We start from the raw sequence: 16965 nt of genomic DNA, 5'->3' as shown, positions 1-16965 counted from the left end.
GCCCACCCTACGGCACCGCGCTACGCGTCCTGGACGCCCGCCTCGTCCGGTGTGAACTCGTACACCGATGAGCAGAACTCGCAGGTCACGACGACCTTGTCGTCCTTGACCATCGCGGCACGGTCGTCGGACGAAAAGCTCTTCAGCATCGATGCGACCGCATCGCGCGAGCAGGAGCATTGCGCTTTCAAGGGCAGCGGATTGAACACGCGCACACCGCGCTCGTGGAAGAGACGGTAGAGCAGCCGCTCGCCGGAGAGCTCGGGATCGATCAGCTCGACATCTTCGACGGTTTCGATCAGCGAGCGCGCCTCGACCCAGGCATCGTCTTCAGCGACGGCATGAACCTCGACGCCTTCGGGCGCATCGCCGGGATGCAGATCGGCCTGCCGCGCCCGCTCGGGCGCCTTCGGCAGGAACTGCATCAGCATGCCACCGGCACGCCAGCGATGCTTGCCGCCGTCGTTCGAACGCCATTCCTCGCCCACGGCGAGGCGCACGCGCGTCGGGATCTGCTCGGAGCGCAGGAAATATTCGTGAGCGGCGTCTTCCAGGCTGCCGCCGTCGAGCGCGACCAGGCCCTGGTAGCGGCTCATGTCGGGGCCCTGGTCGATGGTCATGGCGAGGTGACCGTGACCCAGCAGCGCGCCGGAATCTTTTGCATCCCCGAGGCGCGCGGCGTCGTAGCGCGCATAGGCGCGCAGGCGATCCGGCGCCTGATAGTCCACGACCAGGAATGACACCGGACCGTCGGTCTGGGCCTGCAGGATGAAGCGGCCTTCGAACTTCAGCGACGAGCCGAGCAGCGTGGTCAGCACGATGGCCTCGCCGAGCAGCTTGCCGACCGGCGCCGGATAATCGTGCTTGGTCAGGATCTCGTCGAGCGCCGGACCAAGCCGCACCAGCCGACCGCGCACGTCGAGCGCGTCAACCTCGTAGGGCAGCACGGCGTCATCGACGGGAACCGCGGATGGCGCGCGAACCGGGCCTTCGGGCCCGGTTTTCATGTCAGGGGATTGGGAAACCATGGCGCTTTATCTGGGGTCGGAAGGCGGAATTGGAAGGGGGGTTGGGGAACTGTACGAAGCAACCTCAACCTCGGTGTCGTCCCGGACAAGCGCTAGCGCAGATCCGGGACCCATAACCACAGGATTACGCTACTCCGCGAGATGACAACTCCGAATCCTCGCCAAACGACTTCCTGTGGTTATGGGTCCCGGATCGGCGCTCCGTTCTGGACAACGCTACGCGTTGCCAGAAGCTGCGCTTGTCCGGGACGACGATCATATGTGAGGTGGCCGCCGGGATTCCAGCGAGATCACTTCACCGCGTCGAAGCACCAGGCCAGAATGCCCTTCTGCGCGTGCAGGCGGTTTTCGGCCTCGTCGAACACGACGGATTGCGGACCGTCGATCACCTCGTCGGTGACCTCCTCGCCGCGATGGGCGGGCAGGCAGTGCATGAACAGCGCATCGGGCTTGGCCAGCGACATCAGCTGGGCATTGACCTGATAAGGCTTGAGCACGTTATGGCGGTGCTCGCCTTCCTTGTCGCCCATCGACACCCAGGTGTCGGTCACGACACAATCGGCGCCGCGCACGGCGGCTTCGGCATCCGTGCCGAGCATGATCGGCGCGCCGGTCGCCTTGATGAAGTCGCGCATCGCCTTTTTCGGCGCGAGCTCTGGAGGCGTCGCGACATTGAGCTGGAACTTGAAGCGCTCGGCGGCGTGCGCCCAGGACGCCAGCACGTTGTTGTCGTCGCCGGTCCAGGCCACCGTCTTGCCCTCGATCGGGCCGCGATGTTCCTCGTACGTCATGAGGTCGGCCATCACCTGGCAGGGATGCGAGCGCCGCGTCAGGCCGTTGATGACCGGAACGGTGGCGTTCGCCGCAAGCTCAAGCAGGGCATCGTGGTTGAGGATGCGGATCATGATGGCGTCGACATAGCGCGACAGCACGCGCGCGGTGTCGGCGATGGTCTCGCCGCGGCCGAGCTGCATCTCGGCGCCCGTGAGCATGATGGGCTCGCCGCCGAGCTGGCGCATGGCGACGTCGAAAGACACCCGCGTCCGCGTCGAGGGGCGCTCGAAGATCATCGCCAGCGTTTTGCCTTCGAGCGGCCTGACCGGCTGATGCGCCTTCTGCTTCGCCTTCATCGCGGAGGACGCGGCCAGCATGCGCTTGAGCTCCGACAGCGGCAGCTCGTTGATATCGAGGAAGTGCTTCGGTGTTTTCTTGGGTGCTTTATCGGGCGACTTGCTCATCAGCTTGCCGCCCGCTTGTTGCCGGACAACGCCGTGCAGGCGCGCTCGAGCCGCATGACGCTGTCCTCGATCTCGGCTTCGGTGACGATCAAAGGCGGCAGGAAACGCACGACATTGTCGCCGGCGCCGACGGTGAGCAGCTTCTCTGCGCGCAAGGCGGCAACGAGATCGCCCGAAGGCACCACGGCCTTGATGCCGATCAGGAGGCCCTCGCCGCGCACTTCGCTGACGACATCAGAGTGACGGTCGATCACGGAGGCGAGCTTCTGCTTGAGCAGCAGCGACATCCTCTGCACGTGGTCGAAGAAGCCGGGCTTGAGCATGACGTCGAGCACGGCGTTCGCAGCGGAGATCGCGAGCGGATTGCCGCCGAAGGTCGAGCCGTGCGAGCCCGGCGTCATGCCGGACGCCGCTTCCGCGGTCGCAAGGCAGGCGCCGATCGGAAAGCCGCCGCCGAGCGCCTTGGCCAGCGACATCACGTCGGGTTCGACGCCGAGGCGGCGGTACGCGAACAGATCGCCGGTGCGGCCCATGCCGGTCTGCACCTCGTCGAAGGCGAGCAACAGACCCTTCTCGTCGCAGAGCTGACGCAACGCCCTCAGGAAGGCGGGCGTTGCCGAACGCACACCGCCCTCGCCCTGGATCGGCTCGATCAGGATGCCGGCGGTCTGCGGACCGATCGCCTTTTTCACCGCGTCGAGATCGCCATGCGCAACCTGGTCGAAGCCCTCCATCGGGGGTCCGAAACCTTCGAGATATTTTGCCGAACCCGTCGCAGCCAGCGTCGCCAGCGTGCGGCCATGGAAGGCGCCTTCGAAGGTGATCATGCGATAGCGGTCTGGATGGCCCTTCGCGGCGTGATAACGGCGCACGACCTTGATCACGCATTCCAGCGCCTCGGCGCCGGAATTGCAGAAGAACACGAAGTCCGCAAAGCTCTCGTGGCAGAGGCGAGCGGCGAGACGCTCACCGTCCGGGCTCTGGAACAGGTTCGACATGTGCCAGAGCTTCGTGGCCTGCTCCTGCAACGCCGCGACCAGCGCCGGATGGGCATGGCCGAGCGCATTCACCGCCACCCCGGAGGTGAAATCGAGATAGCGCTCGCCGTTGGTCGCGATCAGCCAGCAGCCTTCGCCACGCTCGAAACCGAGGTCGGACCTGGCGAAAACGGGGAGCAAATGCGGCGCTGCGCTGTTAGTCATGACGGTCACTTGAATGTTGCGGACGGAGTGAGCGTGCATTGCGCAACGCACCATCGACCGGCCCGGAAAACGAAACGTGCCGCCTCTTGAGGGCGGCACGCACGACTATCTTAGGCCTGGTGAAACGGGTGTCAATGCCGTCCGGAAAGCCTCACGAAACGCTGAATCCGTAGTCTTGCGGTGCCGATTTTGCGGGATTTAGCCACGGAACATGTGGAAGCGAGTCGGCGGACTCTTGCGCGGGAGTCACGCCATATTGTAGCGTTTGAATTGTCAGATACGACATCTCGTGCAGTGGTTCTGATCTTTAAGTCCTTATGTACCGGCGTAAACGTTCGGGCGTTCAAGACGCGCCCGGCGAGCCTTAAGGGATTCTGGCGGCACGGGTTTTTGAAGGCTTAGGCATTCGCTGCGAGGCCCCAGGATGGCTGGCGCGCAGCGAGGGAAAGGGTGCAATGACGGTTTTGACCTGGTCCGATGATCGCGTCGAGCAGCTGAAAAAGCTCTGGGAGGCCGGACTTTCGGCCAGCCAGATCGCGGCGGAGCTCGGCAATGTGACCCGCAATGCCGTGATCGGCAAAGTGCACAGGCTCGGCCTTTCGGGCCGCGCCAAGAGCCCTTCGTCGGCAGCGCCCCGGCCGCGCAAGGCGCGCCCCGCGCAGCACATGATGCGGGTGAGCCGCCCGATCTCGCGCGGCAACACCGCACTGGCGCAGGCCTTTGAGGTCGAGGCTGAGCCGGATCCGGTCACATACGACAACGTGGTGCCGATGAGCCAGCGGCTGTCGCTGCTGGAATTGAACGAGGCGACCTGCCACTGGCCGGTCGGCGATCCGTCGAGCCCGGATTTCTTCTTCTGTGGTGGACGGGCTCTGTCCGGCCTGCCCTATTGCGCCCAGCACTCGCGCGTTGCGTACCAGCCGGCATCGGATCGGCGCCGCGCACCGGTGAAGCCGGGTCCGCGGTAATCACGGCAAGTCGTCGCGCGAAGACAGTTCAACAATTTCAGTGTCGTCCTGGCGAAAGCCAGGACCCATACTCCGAGCACGCAGTAGTCGTGCGGAAGGGGTCACTCCGAGTCTTCGCCAAACCACGTTCGGTGGTTATGGGTCCCGGATCAGCGCTCGCTTCGCTCGCTTGTCCGGGACGACGTCGGAGAATTCGGGGACAGCTCGCCAGCAAACAAGCCTGCAACCCTACACCTGCTCCGCCTTGGCAAAACGATCATCCAGCGCGTAGCCGGCGCCGCGGACGGTGCGGATCGGGTCCTGCTCGCGGCCGAGATTGAGCAGCTTGCGCAGGCGGCCGATATGCACGTCGACGGTACGCTCATCGATGTAGATGTCGCGGCCCCAAACGCTGTCGAGCAGTTGCTCGCGCGAGAACACCCGGCCCGGATGCTCCAGGAAGAACTCCAGCAGGCGATATTCGGTCGGACCGAGATCGATCGGCCGGCCCGAGCGCGCCACGCGGCGCTTGTCGCGGTCGAGCTCGATGTCGCCAAAAGCAAGCACGGTGGCGAGCCGCTCGGGGCTCGCGCGCCGCAGCAGGCCTTTCACGCGCGCGAGCAGCTCCGGCACCGAGAACGGCTTGACGATGTAATCGTCGGCGCCGGTCGCAAGACCCCGCACCCGTTCGCTCTCCTCGCCGCGCGCGGTGAGCATGATGATCGGGAGCTGCTTGGTCTCGGGACGGGTGCGAAGCCGCCGGCACAATTCGATGCCTGACAGGCCCGGCAGCATCCAGTCGAGCACGATCAGATCGGGGATGTGCTCCTTGAGGCGAGTGTCGGCGTCGTCGCCGCGCATCACCGTCTCGACGTCATAGCCGTCGCCTTCGAGGTTGTAGCGGAGAAGCTCCGTCAGAGCTTCCTCGTCCTCAACCACCATAATGCGTGCGCCCATCGGGTCGTCGCTCCTTAAGTGTTCGGTACCGTGTTGGCGAAGGTCGTCATGTCGCCCTTCGGCCGCTTGTCGGTGATCGCCTGTCCCTCGATCATGTAGAACACGGTCTCGGCGATGTTGGTGGCGTGGTCGCCGATCCGCTCGATGTTCTTGGCGCAGAACATCAAATGGATACAGAACGAGATGTTGCGCGGATCCTCCATCATGTAGGTAAGGAGCTCGCGGAACAGCGAGGTGCAGATGGCGTCGACCTCCTCGTCGCCCTTCCACACCGCCATCGCCGCCGGCAGATCATGCGCGGCATAGGCGTCCAGCACCGACTTGACCTGCTGCTGCACGAGGTCGGTCATGTGCTCGAGGCCGCGAAACAGCTTGAGCGGATGGAAGTCCGTCTCCAGTGCCGCGACGCGTTTGCCCATGTTCTTGGCGAGGTCGCCGATGCGCTCGAGATCGGTCGCGACGCGCATGGCGCCGACGATCTCGCGCAGGTCGACCGCCATCGGCTGGCGGCGGGCGATGGTGAGCACCGCACGCTCCTCGATGCGCTTCTGCAGCGCGTCGAGTTCGGTGTCGATGGCGACGACGCGCTGGCCGAGCGGGACGTCGCGGCGGATCAGCGCGTCGACGGACTCGACGATCATGCGCTCGGCGATGCCACCCATCTCGGCGACCAGGCGGGTGAGTTCCTGGAGGTCGGTATCGAAGGCCTTTGCGGTATGTTCAGAACCCATGTCGCGTCTCCTAGCCGAACCGGCCGGTGATGTAATCCTGCGTGCGCCGGTCAGTCGGCGACGTGAAGATCTTGCTGGTGTCGTCGAATTCGATCAGCTCGCCGAGATACATGAAGGCGGTCTTGTCGGAGACGCGCGCCGCCTGCTGCATGTTGTGAGTGACGATCGCGATCGTGTAATCCTCGGACAGCTCCTGGATCAGCTCCTCGACCTTGGCGGTCGAGATCGGGTCGAGCGCCGAACAGGGTTCGTCGAACAGGATCACCTCGGGCCGCACCGCGACGGTGCGGGCGATGCAGAGGCGCTGCTGCTGGCCGCCCGAGAGCGACAGGCCGGAGGCGTTGAGCTTGTCCTTGACCTCGTTCCACAGCGCGCCGCCGCGGAGTGCCTTTTCGACGCGGCCGTCCATCTCGGACTTCGAGATCTTCTCATAGAGACGGATGCCGAACGCGATGTTCTCGTAGATCGTCATCGGGAACGGCGTCGGCTTCTGGAACACCATGCCGACGCGGGCGCGCAGCAGATTGAGGTCCAGCTTGCCGTCCAGGATGTTGGTCTGATCGAGCATGAGCTGACCGGTGGCGCGCTGGCCGGGATAGAGGTCGTACATCCGGTTGAAGATGCGCAGCAGGGTCGACTTGCCGCAGCCCGACGGACCGATGAACGCCGTGACGCGGTTGGCGCCGAGCGTCAGGTTGATGTTCTTCAGAGCGTGGTGCTCGCCGTAATAGAAGTTCAGGTTGCGCACGGTCACCTTGGGGGGCGCCTCCGGCAGCACCGGCGCGTGGGGCAGCCCACCGGCCGCGCTCATCGATACGGAAAGATCACTCATTTTGCGGTCCTCTCGGCGCCAAGGATGCGCGCGCCAATATTCAGGGCAAGAACGGTCAGCGTGATGAGCAGCGCCCCGCTCCAGGCCAGCTGCTTCCAGTAGGCATAGGGGCTCTGCACGAAGTTGTTGATGGTGACAGGCAGGTTCGCCATCGTCTTGTTCAGGCCGAGGCTGAAGAACTGGTTCGACAATGCGGTGAACAGCAGTGGCGCGGTTTCGCCGGCGACACGAGCGGTCGCGAGCAGCACGCCGGTGATGAGGCCGGAGCGCGCGGCGCGATAAGCGATCCGCTTGATCACCAGCGAACGCGGCAGGCCGAGCGCCGAGGCCGCCTCGCGCAGCGCGTTCGGAACCAGCAGCAGCATGTCCTCAGTCGTGCGCAGCACCACCGGGATCACGATGACCGCGAGCGCGAGCGAGCCCGCGATCGCCGAGAAGCCGCGCATCGGCACCACCACCGCGCCGTAGATGAACAGGCCGATGATGATCGAGGGCGCCGAGAGCAGGATGTCGTTGATGAAGCGGATCACCGAGGTCAGCTTGTCGTTGCGGCCGTATTCGGCGAGGTAGGTGCCGGCAAACATGCCGAGCGGCGCACCGATGCCGACGCCGATCACGGTCATGATCAGCGAGCCGACGATGGCGTTGAGCAGGCCGCCCTCGTTCGATCCGGGTGGCGGCGTGTTCTCGGTGAACAGCTGGACATTGAGTCCCGCCAAGCCGTTGTAGAGCAGCGTGATCAGGATCAGCGCGAGCCAGGTGACGCCGAAGGCGGTTGCGGCGATGCAGAGCCCGCGGACGACGATGTCCTTGCGGCGGCGGCGTGAATAGATCGGGTTCATGGCGCTAGTTCCCAGCCTTCTTTTCCAGCCGCATCAGCATCAGCCGCGCCGCTGCGAGCACGAAGAAAGTCAGCACGAACAGCAGGAGGCCGAGCAGGATCAGGCCGGACTGGTGCAGGCCGTCGCTCTCGGCGAACTCGGATGCGATCGCCGCCGAAATCGTGGTGCCGGGGGCGAAGATCGACGACGATATCCGGAACGAGTTGCCGATGATGAAGGTCACCGCCATGGTCTCGCCGAGCGCGCGGCCCAGCGCCAGCATGACCCCGCCGATGACGCCGACGCGGGTGTAGGGGATCACCACGCTGCGGACGACTTCCCAGGTGGTACAGCCGACGCCGTAGGCGGCTTCCTTCAGGACCGGAGGCACCGTCTTGAACACATCGACCGAGATCGAGGTGATGAATGGCAGCACCATGATCGCGAGGATCAGCGCGGCATTGAACAGGCTGAGATAGGACGGCGGTCCCGCGAAGATCGCGCCCAGCACGGGCACGCCGTCGAAGATCTTGATCATGAAAGGCTGGAACGTGTTGGCGAGGAACGGACCCAACACGAAGAAGCCCCACATGCCGTAGATGATCGAGGGGATGCCGGCGAGCAGCTCGATCGCCATGCCGATCGGGCGGCGCAGCCATTGCGGGCAGAGCTCGGTGAGGAAGATGGCAATGCCGAGACCCACGGGAATGGCGATCAGCATCGCGATGAAGGAGGTGACGAGCGTGCCGTACATCGGCCCGAGCGCGCCGAGCACCGGCGGATCGGCGGACGGCGCCCAGCGCTGCGTCCACAGGAACGAGACCCCGAATTCCTTCATCGCCGGGAAGGCGCCGACGATCAGCGAAATGATGATGCCGCCGAGGATCAGAAGCACCGAGATCGCGGAGAGCCGCGTGATCCAGTAGAAGGTAACGTCGCCGAGCTTGAACGCGCTCAAGGCCTTGGCGCGATCATACGGTCCGGCGTCGTCGATTACATCGCTCTGAACGGCCATCTCTGCCACGCCGATCCCCTGTACGAAAATAGTATACGTTTTTTGTTGGTCCGTGCCCCGGATGCGGCGCAGCGCATCCGGGGCACGAGCGTCGCGAGCCTAGCTCTTGATTTCGGCAGCCCAGGTCTTCTCGATCAGCTGGACGACCGGGTCCGGCATCGGGATGTAGTCGAGCTCTTCAGCCGCCTTGCCGCCGTTCTTGAAGGCCCAGCGGAAGAACTTGATGGCTTCCTGCGAGGACGCCTTGTCGGTGGCATCCTTGTGCATGAGGATGAAGGTCGCCGCCGTGATCGGCCAGGACTTCTCGCCGGGCTGGTCGGTCAGGATGACGTAGTAGCCGGGAGCCTTGGCCCAGTCGGCGTTGGACGCGGCCGCCTGGAACGCTTCGACGGTGGGCTGCACCGGCTTGCCGGCCTTGTTGACGAGACCGGTGTAGGTCAGCTTGTTCTGCTTGGCATAGGCGTACTCGACATAGCCGATCGAGTTCTTGGTCTGGCTGATGTTGCCGGACACGCCTTCGTTGCCCTTGGCGCCGACGCCGACCGGCCACTCGACCGCGGTACCCTCACCGACCTTGCTCTTCCAGTCCGCGCTGGCCTTGGCGAGGTAGTTGGTGAAGTTGAAGGTGGTGCCCGAGCCGTCCGAACGGCGGACCACGGTGATGGCCTCCGAGGGCAGCTTCACGTTCGGGTTGAGCTTCTTGATCGCGGCGTCGTCCCATTTGGTGATCTTGCCGAGGTAGATGCTGGCCAGCGTCTCGCCGTCGAACACCATCTCACCGGGCTTCACGCCCTCGATGTTGACGACGGGAACGATGGCGCCCATCACCATCGGCCACTGGACGAGGCCGTCCTTCTCGAGCTGCTCGGCCTTGAGCGGCGCGTCGCTGGCGCCGAAGGTCACGGTCTTGGCCTGGATCTGCTTGATGCCGCCGCCGGAGCCGATCGACTGGTAGTTCAGACCGTTGCCGGTCTCCTTCTTGTAGGCGTCAGCCCATTTGGAATAGATCGGGAACGGGAACGTCGCGCCGGCTCCGGTGATGTCGGCAGCAAAGGCCGCCGTCGTCGATGCGGCAACCAAGCCAGCAGCAACGATCGTTTTGAGGAAATTCATGCTGGTCTCCATACAGGGGAGCGAAGCGCCATCCGCGCCCGATCGCGCTCCCCGTGCCGCCCCTTTAGGAGCGGACAGCTGAGCTTTTACGAAGGTTTGGTGACAGTCGGATGACAGTGTTAAGCAGCTGAAATCGCTGGAATTTAGCTCAGAGCCGCGGGCCTGCCCTGGGGAAAACAGGCCGTGAAAGTGGCGCCCTGTTTGGGCACGCTTTCGATCAGAAGCCGGCCGCGGTGGCGGTTAAGAATATGTTTCACCAGCGATAATCCGAGGCCCGTGCCGCCCTGCGAGCGGCTGTCGCCGACATCGACCCGGTAGAAGCGCTCGGTCAGGCGCGGCAGATGCTCCGGCGCGATGCCGGGGCCGAAATCCCGGACCAGGACCCGGATTTCCTGAGTTCCATCAGGCGCGGCGCCTGAAATCAGCGACACGATGACGCGACCGCCCGAGGCGCCGTATTTGAGCGCGTTCTCGATCAAATTCTCGAACAGGCGGAGCAGCTCCTCGCGGTCCCCCGCGATCAGCACCGGGCTCTCGGGGAGCTGGGTCTCGACCTCGACCTGGCGCTCCCGCGCCAGCGGCTCGAGCCCATCGGCGACCTGCAAGATGATCGGCAGCAGGTCGACCAGGGTGTCGGGCCGCACATGGGCCGACAGCTCCACCCGCGACAGCGACAGCAGATCGTCGATCAGGCGTGCCATGCGGGTCGCCTGGTTGTGCATGATGCCGAGGAAGCGCTCGCGCGCCTTGGGATCGTCCTTGGCCTGGCCCTGGAGCGTGTCGATGAAGCCGGACAGCGCGGCCAGCGGCGTGCGCAGCTCGTGGCTGGCATTGGCGACGAAATCGGCCCGCATCTCCTCGACCCGACGAAGCGGCGTCTGGTCGTGGAAGGTCATCAGCATGCATTTGTCGGCGCCGCCAAAGGTGGTCGGCACCGGCACCGGCGTGATGGTCAGCTCCATCCAGCGATCGACCGGGACATGGTCGAGATAGGTCGCGCGCCGCGGCTCGGTGGTTGCGATCGACTCGCGCAGCGCCGTGATGATCTCGGGCGAGCGCAGCGCGAACTGGGCGAGCTCATTCCGGCGCAGCGCCGGCGCGAGCTGGGCGGCCGCGGCGTTGAGATGGATGACGCGGCCGGCGCGGTCGAGCAGCACCGCGGGATCGGGCATGCCGGCGACCACCGCAGCCACCGCCGCGCTCTCGACCGGATTGACCCGGCGGGTCTCTTCGCGGGAGGCGGCGGTATCGTGCAGGCGCCACGGGATCAGGGCTGCGGCCGCGACGCAGAGGAACACCGCAATCGCATGCAGCGCCGATAATTCCCCCAGCGAGACCACCACCGACAGCGCCAGCGCCGCAGCGATCAAGATGACGGTCGAGTGCCGCAGCCGGTCGGACCAGGGCTGGGAGGAGGGAGAAGATGGGGCGTCGATCGCCATCGGGGCGGGCTTCTCCAAAGGACCTTGCGCCGGTCAGGCGCCGCTGTCGCTGCGCTTTCTCACGTATGCGGCTTCAGGCGCGGGGCCAGGGTCGAGCTTGAGCGCAGCCTGCTGCAGGCGTTTCGATCGTGCGCCGATGATAACTTCGCGAAACGTCAGCAAGATTACAGATATGACGAAAGGGGACAGATAATAGAGGACGCGGAACAGCAGCATGCCGCCCAGCAGCTCCTCGCGGTCCATCTGCCAGAGCCCGACCAGCATGGCCGCGTCGAACACGCCAAGGCCTCCGGGCGAATGGCTGGCAAAGCCGAGCAGCGTGGCCGAGACGAAGATCACCGCGACCACCACGAAGCCGAGATTGGGCTCGTCCGGGACCAGCACGTACATCGCCAGCGCGCAGAAGCCGAGATCGATGATGCCGATCGCGATCTGGAGCAACGTCAGCGGGCCGCCCGGCAGCATCACGGTCCAGGGCCCGCGGCCGACCATCCGCGGCTGGGTCCAGACCCAGACCACGTAAGCGACCAGCCCGACGATGATCATCATCGCCAGAGTCCGGTTCAGCCAGGGCGGAAGCTGGTCGATCGAGGCCGCGGCCTCCGGATGATAGGAGATGCCGAGGCCCAGCACCGCGGCATTGCCGAGCCAGAAGGTCAGGCCGGCGAGGAAGCAGATCTTTGCGACGTCGATCGCGTTCAGGCCGTGGGCGGAATAGATGCGGTAGCGCACCGCGCCGCCGGTGAAGACGCTGGCGCCGACATTGTGGCCGATCGAATAGCTGGTGAAAGCGGCGAGCGCGTTGATCCGATAGGGCACGTGGGCGTGGCCGATCGCGCGCACGGCGAACAGGTCGTAGAAGGTCAGCGTGAAATAGCCCGCGGCGACGAACAAAGCCGCCAGTGCAATCTGGCTCGGCTCGGTGCTCTTGATCGCCTCGAGGACTTCGTTGACATCGATGCCGCGCAGCATGTGGTAGAGCACATAGCAAGCGATGCCGATGACCGCGACGCTGATCACAACTCCAAGCTTATGCAGGATTTGCTTCTGGCGCAGAAACGACATCGCCCTGCGTATGGCTTCCAGCATCTAGACCTCGAACAACGCTTCAGCGGCCGGGGTGGCCGGCGAACAGGCGGATGACACGCAGGCACCCGACGAACCCTCTCTGCCGGTCCCGGCATCGCGCATACCCGCTATCCCTCCACTAGCGCGTTTCCGGGCGGAGTGGAATTCGGCAATTCGAAGAAAAACTCGTGCGTTCAATATTTTAGGCAGGGTTGCGGGCTCCTGATGCACGGTTTGGCGCTTTCGGCGGCAAGACTGACGCGAATCTCCATGGCAATCCTGCGCAGTGGCCATGAAGTTTTGATGATTTCCACCGCACAATGTTCCGTCACGGCTTAAGCCGACGTCAATCTATGGGGTACCCTCGCCTGTTGAAAGAGGGGAGGCCGGAGCGTTTGTTCACGGTTTTCGATGTGCGGGGAAGGCCGCGCAGCGGCGCTCCTGACTTCCGCAGTCAGGGTGCAGGGCAACATCACAGAGCGGCAGGAGGCGCGGTGCGCGCGACCACCCGGTCGCGCAGCCAGGCGCCGATGGCGCCGCCGACGAGGTAGCAGGCGAACATGATCAGGCCGAGGTCGAGCCAGTAGCCGAAGCGGCCGGGGACCACACGCGCGAACGAGGCCGCGACCAGGCCGGCAGCAAGCACGGCGAGCCAGCGCGCGGTCACCTTCGAGGTGCCGTTGCCGCGCTGGACCACCGAGATCCAGCCCATGCAGAAGCCGAGCAGCAGCGAGCCGATCAGCCAGCCCAGATGAAACGAGACGAGATAGGGCATCGTCACCTCACCAGAAATTCGATGCGGCGGTTCTGCGCCTTGGCGTCTTCGCTGTCGTTGCCGGCGACCGGCTGCGTGCTGCCGTAGCCGACCGCGGTGAAGCGGCTGGCAGGCAGGCCGGCCTTGACCAGATAGTCGATCACCGCCTGCGCGCGCTTCTCCGAGAGTGCCTGGTTGAAGGAATCCTCGCCGTCGGCATCGGTATGCCCGGCGACCTCGATATTGGTGGTGGGACATCGCAATGCCGTCTCGATCAGATGATCGAGAATGCCGGCGGAATCCGGATCGATGTCGGCGCGCTTCGCCGCGAAGCGAATCTTGGCCTTGGCCAAGAGCTCGGAGAACAATTGCTGGCACACGGTGCCGTCGACCGGGCCGGCCGCGGGTTTCACCGTGATTTCCGGCTTGTATTGCCAGTTTTTCGGAAAATCCTTGCCAAGGCCTGTGCGGATGTCGTTGGCGGCACCTTCATAGAGCGCATCGCCCGACAGCTTCACCTCGCGGTCGGACACGACCAGCGTGCCGGTCGACAGTCGCGACAGCGCGCCGAGCGCTGCGACCACGGCGAGGCTGAAGGAACCGGGCGCGCCGACGCTGGCCTTGAGATTGTCGACGACCTTTTCGTTGAAGAATTTGCGCGACGCGCTGGTGGCGATGGCCGCGTGGACATTGTTGTCGGGAACATAGCCGGTCAGCGTCACCGTCGCAGCCACCGGATCCTTGTAAGCCTGGAACACGTAAGGCGGCGCCTTGACGTCGTTGGCGGCGATCGAAAAGCCCTCGGGCAGGTTTTTCAGCGCCGCCGCGACGGCTTCGCGGCCGCCGAGATCGCGCGCCATGCCCGACAGAGTGACTTTGGTGTCTGTGATCGTGATCTTGCCGTCCTTGAGCTTGCCGATCTGGTCGAGCAGCAGCATCGCAGCCGCCTCGAACCGCGGCGGTGCGCCGCGCGCCAAACCCATCTGATCGGCCACCTCGGTACCGGCGACTTCCTTGCGGGCCGCCTCGGTCAGGCGGCCCTTCATCGACGGCAGGGGCGCGGAGCCCGACAGCGTGACCCGCACCACGTCGCGTTCGGCGTTCCAGACGAAGGGCTTTGCCTCGGGAACGAGGCGGGTCCGGTCGTCGACCAGGCGCACGCCGGGCACAGACTCGACCGCCACAACAGCGTCGCGGCGCCCCTCCTCGGAAAAGGCGTCCGCAGCCAGGCTGACGTCGCGGCCGTCCACCGCGATCCGGGTCTTGTCCAGAACGGTATCCTTTAGAGCCGCCGAGCTGCGGGCGGAAAGGTCGGCCTCGACCGGCAAAGTATTATTCCAGGCCGCAAATCCCCACATGACGGCCAGGGGGATGAGCCCCGGCCACCATTTGCTGGCCCACCTGAAAAGCTTGTGCATTCGACGACCCGAACTCTGGAACCGGAGACAAAACAAACCCTTGGCAGGCTGTCAAACCGGAAATGACGCCCTTCCGAAGGCCGGGCCTGGACAATTGGAATAACTTTTTCTTCAAGGGTTCTTCCGTAAGTTGAAGGCGGAATGCCAAAGTCCGCCAGCGGGTCATGAAACAACTTCGTAACAACGTCATCCGCGCCGGGCTGGAAGCACTCTATTTCAGCGGCGCCCACCACCTGTTGCGCCCGCTTTTGTCGGGCGTCGGCGCCATTTTCATGCTGCATCACGTGCGGCCGGCACGCGCCGCGACGTTCCAGCCGAACCGGCATCTCGAAGTCACCCCCGAATTCCTGCGCGCGACCCTGCGCCATCTGCGCTCGCGCGAGATCGACATCGTCAGCATGGACGAGCTGCATGAGCGGCTGGTGCGGCGCCGGTTCGACCGCCGCTTCGCCGCCTTCACCCTCGACGATGGCTATCGCGACAATCTCGATTTCGCGCTGCCGGTTCTGCGCGAATTTGACGCGCCTCTGACGGTCTATGTCGCCAGCGACTTCGCGGAGGGCACCGGTCGGCTGTGGTGGGAGGCGCTGGAGGCCGTAATCGCCAAGGCCGAGCAGATCGAGGTGACAATCGGCAATGCCGCGCTGCGGCTCGATGCGACGACGCCAACCGCCAAGCAGGCGGCGTTCGACCGCCTGCACGACTGGTTGCGCGCATTGCCCGGCGAGCACGATCTCAAGCGCGAGATCGAGGCGCTCTGCACGAAGTACGGTGTCGACATGGCCGCGCTGTGCCGCAGCCTCTGCCTGTCCTGGGACGAGGTGAAGACGTTTGCCGCCGATCCCCTGGTCACGATCGGCGCGCATTCCGTCAGCCATTGCAATCTCGCCAAGCAAAGCGAAGCGATCGCCACGCAGGAGATGGCCGGGAGCCGCGCCCGGATCGAGCAGGCGCTCGGCCGCAATGTCCAGCATCTTGCCTATCCCTATGGTGATCGGGAGGCGGCGGGCGAGCGTGAATTCGTGCTCGCTGCATCCGCCGGCTTCAAGACCGCGGTGACGACGCGGCCCGGCATGCTGTTCGCCGAAAACGCCGGCCACATGACCGCGCTGCCACGCGTCTCGCTCAACGGCAATTACCAGGACACGCGGATTCTGCCGGTGCTGACCTCGGGCGCCGCGACCGCGATGTGGAACGGCTTCCGCAGGATCGCGGCGGCGTAGTTTCAAATCTCCGCTGTCGTCCCAAATTCAGACGTCGTCCTGGCGAAAGCCAGGACCCATTGCCACCGCTGTCCACTTTGCGACGCGCTGAGGCCATAGCTCATTCAGGCAATTCCGTCTTGGGGTAATGGGTCCTGGCTTTCGCCAGGACGACGAGGCGGCGCCTTCCTTGACTCCCCTCCCTACCCCGCTCAAAACGTCGCCAAACACCAAGGGGAGGCACCATGTTCAACGATCTGTTCTCGCTCAAAGGCCGCGTCGCGCTGGTGACCGGCGGTTCGCGCGGCATCGGCAAGATGATCGCGGCGGGATTTCTCAGTGCAGGGGCCGCGAAGGTCTACATCACCGCGCGCAAGGCCGGGCCTTGCGAAGCGACTGCGAACGAGCTCTCCGCGCAATATGACGGCGAATGCATCGCGCTGCCGATCGACATCTCGACGCTGGCCGGCGCCGAGCTGCTCGCGAGCGAATTCGCCAAGCGCGAGCCAAAGCTCGACATCCTCGTCAACAATGCGGGCGCGGCCTGGGGCGCGGAGTTCGACGAATTTCCGGAGAGCGGCTGGGACAAGGTGATGAACCTCAACGTCAAGGCGCCGTTCTTCCTGACCAAGGCGCTGGCGCCCACGCTGCGCGCGGCGGCATCAGCAGAGCGACCGGCGAAAGTGATCAACATCGCCTCGATCGACGGCATCTTCGTCAATCCGGGAGAGACCTATTCTTACGCGGCGAGCAAGGCCGGGCTGATCCATTTGACGCGGCGCATGGCCGTGAAGCTGATCGGCGACCACGTCGTGGTCACCGCGATCGCGCCGGGCCCGTTCAAATCCGACATGAACCGGGCCGCACGCGATCATGCCGACGAGGTTTCGACGCGCGTGCCCGCGGGCCGCATCGGTACCGATGAGGACATGGCGGGCGCTGCGATCTATCTCGCCTCGCGCGCGGGAGATTATGTGGTGGGCGCGACCATCGCGGTGGACGGCGGCATTGTCTATGCGAACCCGGGGATCAAGGGGAGCGGCTGGGATAGTTGAGGCATCGCGCTGCTCGCGGCGCGAACGGAGCGCTCCCTCGCCCCGCTCTTGCGGGGAGAGGGTTGGGGTGAGCGACTATCTCTGTTGTCAAGTTGCATTGGCGTAGGCGGTGCGCGCATCGCGTGCCTTGGCGTTGAGGCGG

At 64.9% G+C, this 16965-nt stretch carries 16 protein-coding genes; 3 read left to right on the top strand and 13 right to left on the bottom strand.

Annotation, left to right across the window (positions count from 1 at the left end):
* Window positions 1-20 precede the first annotated feature (20 nt).
* The 3 genes from AC0L3S_RS25650 to AC0L3S_RS25640 form a co-directional block, all read right to left on the bottom strand.
* Entirely contained in the window at window positions 21-1028 is a 1008-nt protein-coding gene (locus AC0L3S_RS25650) for an Hsp33 family molecular chaperone (RefSeq protein WP_473282073.1), read from the bottom strand.
* A gap of 290 nt (window positions 1029-1318) precedes the next feature.
* Window positions 1319-2266: an ornithine carbamoyltransferase gene (gene argF / locus AC0L3S_RS25645; protein WP_473265890.1), complete on the bottom strand. Its 948-nt coding sequence runs from the start codon at window positions 2264-2266 to the stop codon at window positions 1319-1321.
* Window positions 2266-3468 (bottom strand): acetylornithine transaminase, encoded by a 1203-nt coding sequence (locus tag AC0L3S_RS25640; RefSeq protein ID WP_473282071.1) that lies wholly within the window; start codon window positions 3466-3468, stop codon window positions 2266-2268. Before AC0L3S_RS25640 ends, argF begins: the two co-directional genes overlap by 1 nt.
* A gap of 455 nt (window positions 3469-3923) precedes the next feature.
* Here AC0L3S_RS25640 and AC0L3S_RS25635 point away from each other — a divergent pair, with 455 nt between their 5' ends.
* Window positions 3924-4436 (top strand): GcrA family cell cycle regulator, encoded by a 513-nt coding sequence (locus AC0L3S_RS25635; protein ID WP_007597869.1) that lies wholly within the window; start codon window positions 3924-3926, stop codon window positions 4434-4436.
* A gap of 228 nt (window positions 4437-4664) precedes the next feature.
* On the opposite strand, the gene phoB is transcribed toward AC0L3S_RS25635, so the two are convergent.
* From phoB to AC0L3S_RS25585, 10 genes are all read right to left on the bottom strand, one after another.
* A complete protein-coding gene (gene phoB / locus AC0L3S_RS25630) occupies window positions 4665-5372 on the bottom strand; it encodes a phosphate regulon transcriptional regulator PhoB (protein ID WP_007597871.1) in 708 nt (235 codons plus the stop codon).
* A 14-nt stretch (window positions 5373-5386) separates the two neighbouring features.
* Window positions 5387-6103, bottom strand: coding sequence for a phosphate signaling complex protein PhoU (phoU, locus tag AC0L3S_RS25625; protein ID WP_018456067.1), 717 nt, complete (start codon window positions 6101-6103; stop codon window positions 5387-5389).
* Window positions 6104-6113: 10 nt separating this feature from the next.
* Complete coding sequence (gene pstB, locus AC0L3S_RS25620; protein ID WP_007597875.1) at window positions 6114-6935, bottom strand: phosphate ABC transporter ATP-binding protein PstB; 822 nt, start codon at window positions 6933-6935, stop codon at window positions 6114-6116.
* Window positions 6932-7777, bottom strand: coding sequence for a phosphate ABC transporter permease PstA (gene pstA, locus AC0L3S_RS25615; protein ID WP_007615690.1), 846 nt, complete (start codon window positions 7775-7777; stop codon window positions 6932-6934). The genes pstB and pstA overlap by 4 nt, the downstream gene beginning before the upstream one ends.
* Window positions 7778-7781: 4 nt before the next feature.
* On the bottom strand, window positions 7782-8771 hold the full coding sequence (gene pstC, locus AC0L3S_RS25610; protein ID WP_007615692.1) for a phosphate ABC transporter permease subunit PstC: 990 nt from the start codon (window positions 8769-8771) through the stop codon (window positions 7782-7784).
* A 99-nt stretch (window positions 8772-8870) separates the two neighbouring features.
* Window positions 8871-9884 (bottom strand): phosphate ABC transporter substrate-binding protein PstS, encoded by a 1014-nt coding sequence (pstS, locus tag AC0L3S_RS25605; RefSeq protein WP_473265888.1) that lies wholly within the window; start codon window positions 9882-9884, stop codon window positions 8871-8873.
* 143 nt (window positions 9885-10027) lie between these two features.
* Entirely contained in the window at window positions 10028-11326 is a 1299-nt protein-coding gene (locus AC0L3S_RS25600; protein WP_473282069.1) for an ATP-binding protein, read from the bottom strand.
* Window positions 11327-11359: 33 nt separating this feature from the next.
* Entirely contained in the window at window positions 11360-12415 is a 1056-nt protein-coding gene (locus AC0L3S_RS25595) for a lysylphosphatidylglycerol synthase domain-containing protein (protein ID WP_007615704.1), read from the bottom strand.
* 451 nt (window positions 12416-12866) lie between these two features.
* Complete coding sequence (locus AC0L3S_RS25590) at window positions 12867-13169, bottom strand: hypothetical protein (RefSeq protein WP_007615705.1); 303 nt, start codon at window positions 13167-13169, stop codon at window positions 12867-12869.
* Between the two features lie 2 nt (window positions 13170-13171).
* Window positions 13172-14566, bottom strand: coding sequence for an OmpA family protein (locus tag AC0L3S_RS25585; protein ID WP_473265886.1), 1395 nt, complete (start codon window positions 14564-14566; stop codon window positions 13172-13174).
* 164 nt (window positions 14567-14730) lie between these two features.
* Here AC0L3S_RS25585 and AC0L3S_RS25580 point away from each other — a divergent pair, with 164 nt between their 5' ends.
* Both AC0L3S_RS25580 and AC0L3S_RS25575 read left to right on the top strand, forming a co-directional pair.
* Window positions 14731-15789 carry a polysaccharide deacetylase family protein gene (locus AC0L3S_RS25580; protein ID WP_473265885.1) on the top strand — a complete coding sequence of 353 codons (1059 nt, stop codon included), beginning with the start codon at window positions 14731-14733 and terminating at the stop codon, window positions 15787-15789.
* Window positions 15790-16013: 224 nt separating this feature from the next.
* Window positions 16014-16823, top strand: coding sequence for an SDR family oxidoreductase (locus tag AC0L3S_RS25575; RefSeq protein WP_473282067.1), 810 nt, complete (start codon window positions 16014-16016; stop codon window positions 16821-16823).
* The last annotated feature ends 142 nt before the right edge of the window (window positions 16824-16965 follow it).

The organism is Bradyrhizobium sp. Ken01 (assembly GCF_055807355.1).
Note: the sequence above shows the minus strand (reverse complement) of the source record. Positions and strands in the feature narration are given on the sequence as shown.

Excerpts from the sequence above, each read along its gene's own strand:
- pstS (WP_473265888.1), bottom strand. The coding sequence starts at position 9,884 with ATGAATTTCCTCAAAACGATCGTTGCTGCTGGCTTGGTTGCCGCATCG.
- AC0L3S_RS25600 (WP_473282069.1), bottom strand. The coding sequence starts at position 11,326 with ATGGCGATCGACGCCCCATCTTCTCCCTCCTCCCAGCCCTGGTCCGAC.
- AC0L3S_RS25635 (WP_007597869.1), top strand. The coding sequence starts at position 3,924 with ATGACGGTTTTGACCTGGTCCGATGATCGCGTCGAGCAGCTGAAAAAG.
- phoB (WP_007597871.1), bottom strand. The coding sequence starts at position 5,372 with ATGGGCGCACGCATTATGGTGGTTGAGGACGAGGAAGCTCTGACGGAG.
- AC0L3S_RS25580 (WP_473265885.1), top strand. The coding sequence starts at position 14,731 with ATGAAACAACTTCGTAACAACGTCATCCGCGCCGGGCTGGAAGCACTC.
- AC0L3S_RS25640 (WP_473282071.1), bottom strand. The coding sequence starts at position 3,468 with ATGACTAACAGCGCAGCGCCGCATTTGCTCCCCGTTTTCGCCAGGTCC.
- AC0L3S_RS25595 (WP_007615704.1), bottom strand. The coding sequence starts at position 12,415 with ATGCTGGAAGCCATACGCAGGGCGATGTCGTTTCTGCGCCAGAAGCAA.
- argF (WP_473265890.1), bottom strand. The coding sequence starts at position 2,266 with ATGAGCAAGTCGCCCGATAAAGCACCCAAGAAAACACCGAAGCACTTC.
- AC0L3S_RS25575 (WP_473282067.1), top strand. The coding sequence starts at position 16,014 with ATGTTCAACGATCTGTTCTCGCTCAAAGGCCGCGTCGCGCTGGTGACC.
- pstC (WP_007615692.1), bottom strand. The coding sequence starts at position 8,771 with ATGGCCGTTCAGAGCGATGTAATCGACGACGCCGGACCGTATGATCGC.
- pstB (WP_007597875.1), bottom strand. The coding sequence starts at position 6,935 with ATGAGTGATCTTTCCGTATCGATGAGCGCGGCCGGTGGGCTGCCCCAC.
- pstA (WP_007615690.1), bottom strand. The coding sequence starts at position 7,777 with ATGAACCCGATCTATTCACGCCGCCGCCGCAAGGACATCGTCGTCCGC.
- phoU (WP_018456067.1), bottom strand. The coding sequence starts at position 6,103 with ATGGGTTCTGAACATACCGCAAAGGCCTTCGATACCGACCTCCAGGAA.
- AC0L3S_RS25585 (WP_473265886.1), bottom strand. The coding sequence starts at position 14,566 with ATGCACAAGCTTTTCAGGTGGGCCAGCAAATGGTGGCCGGGGCTCATC.
- AC0L3S_RS25650 (WP_473282073.1), bottom strand. The coding sequence starts at position 1,028 with ATGGTTTCCCAATCCCCTGACATGAAAACCGGGCCCGAAGGCCCGGTT.
- AC0L3S_RS25590 (WP_007615705.1), bottom strand. The coding sequence starts at position 13,169 with ATGCCCTATCTCGTCTCGTTTCATCTGGGCTGGCTGATCGGCTCGCTG.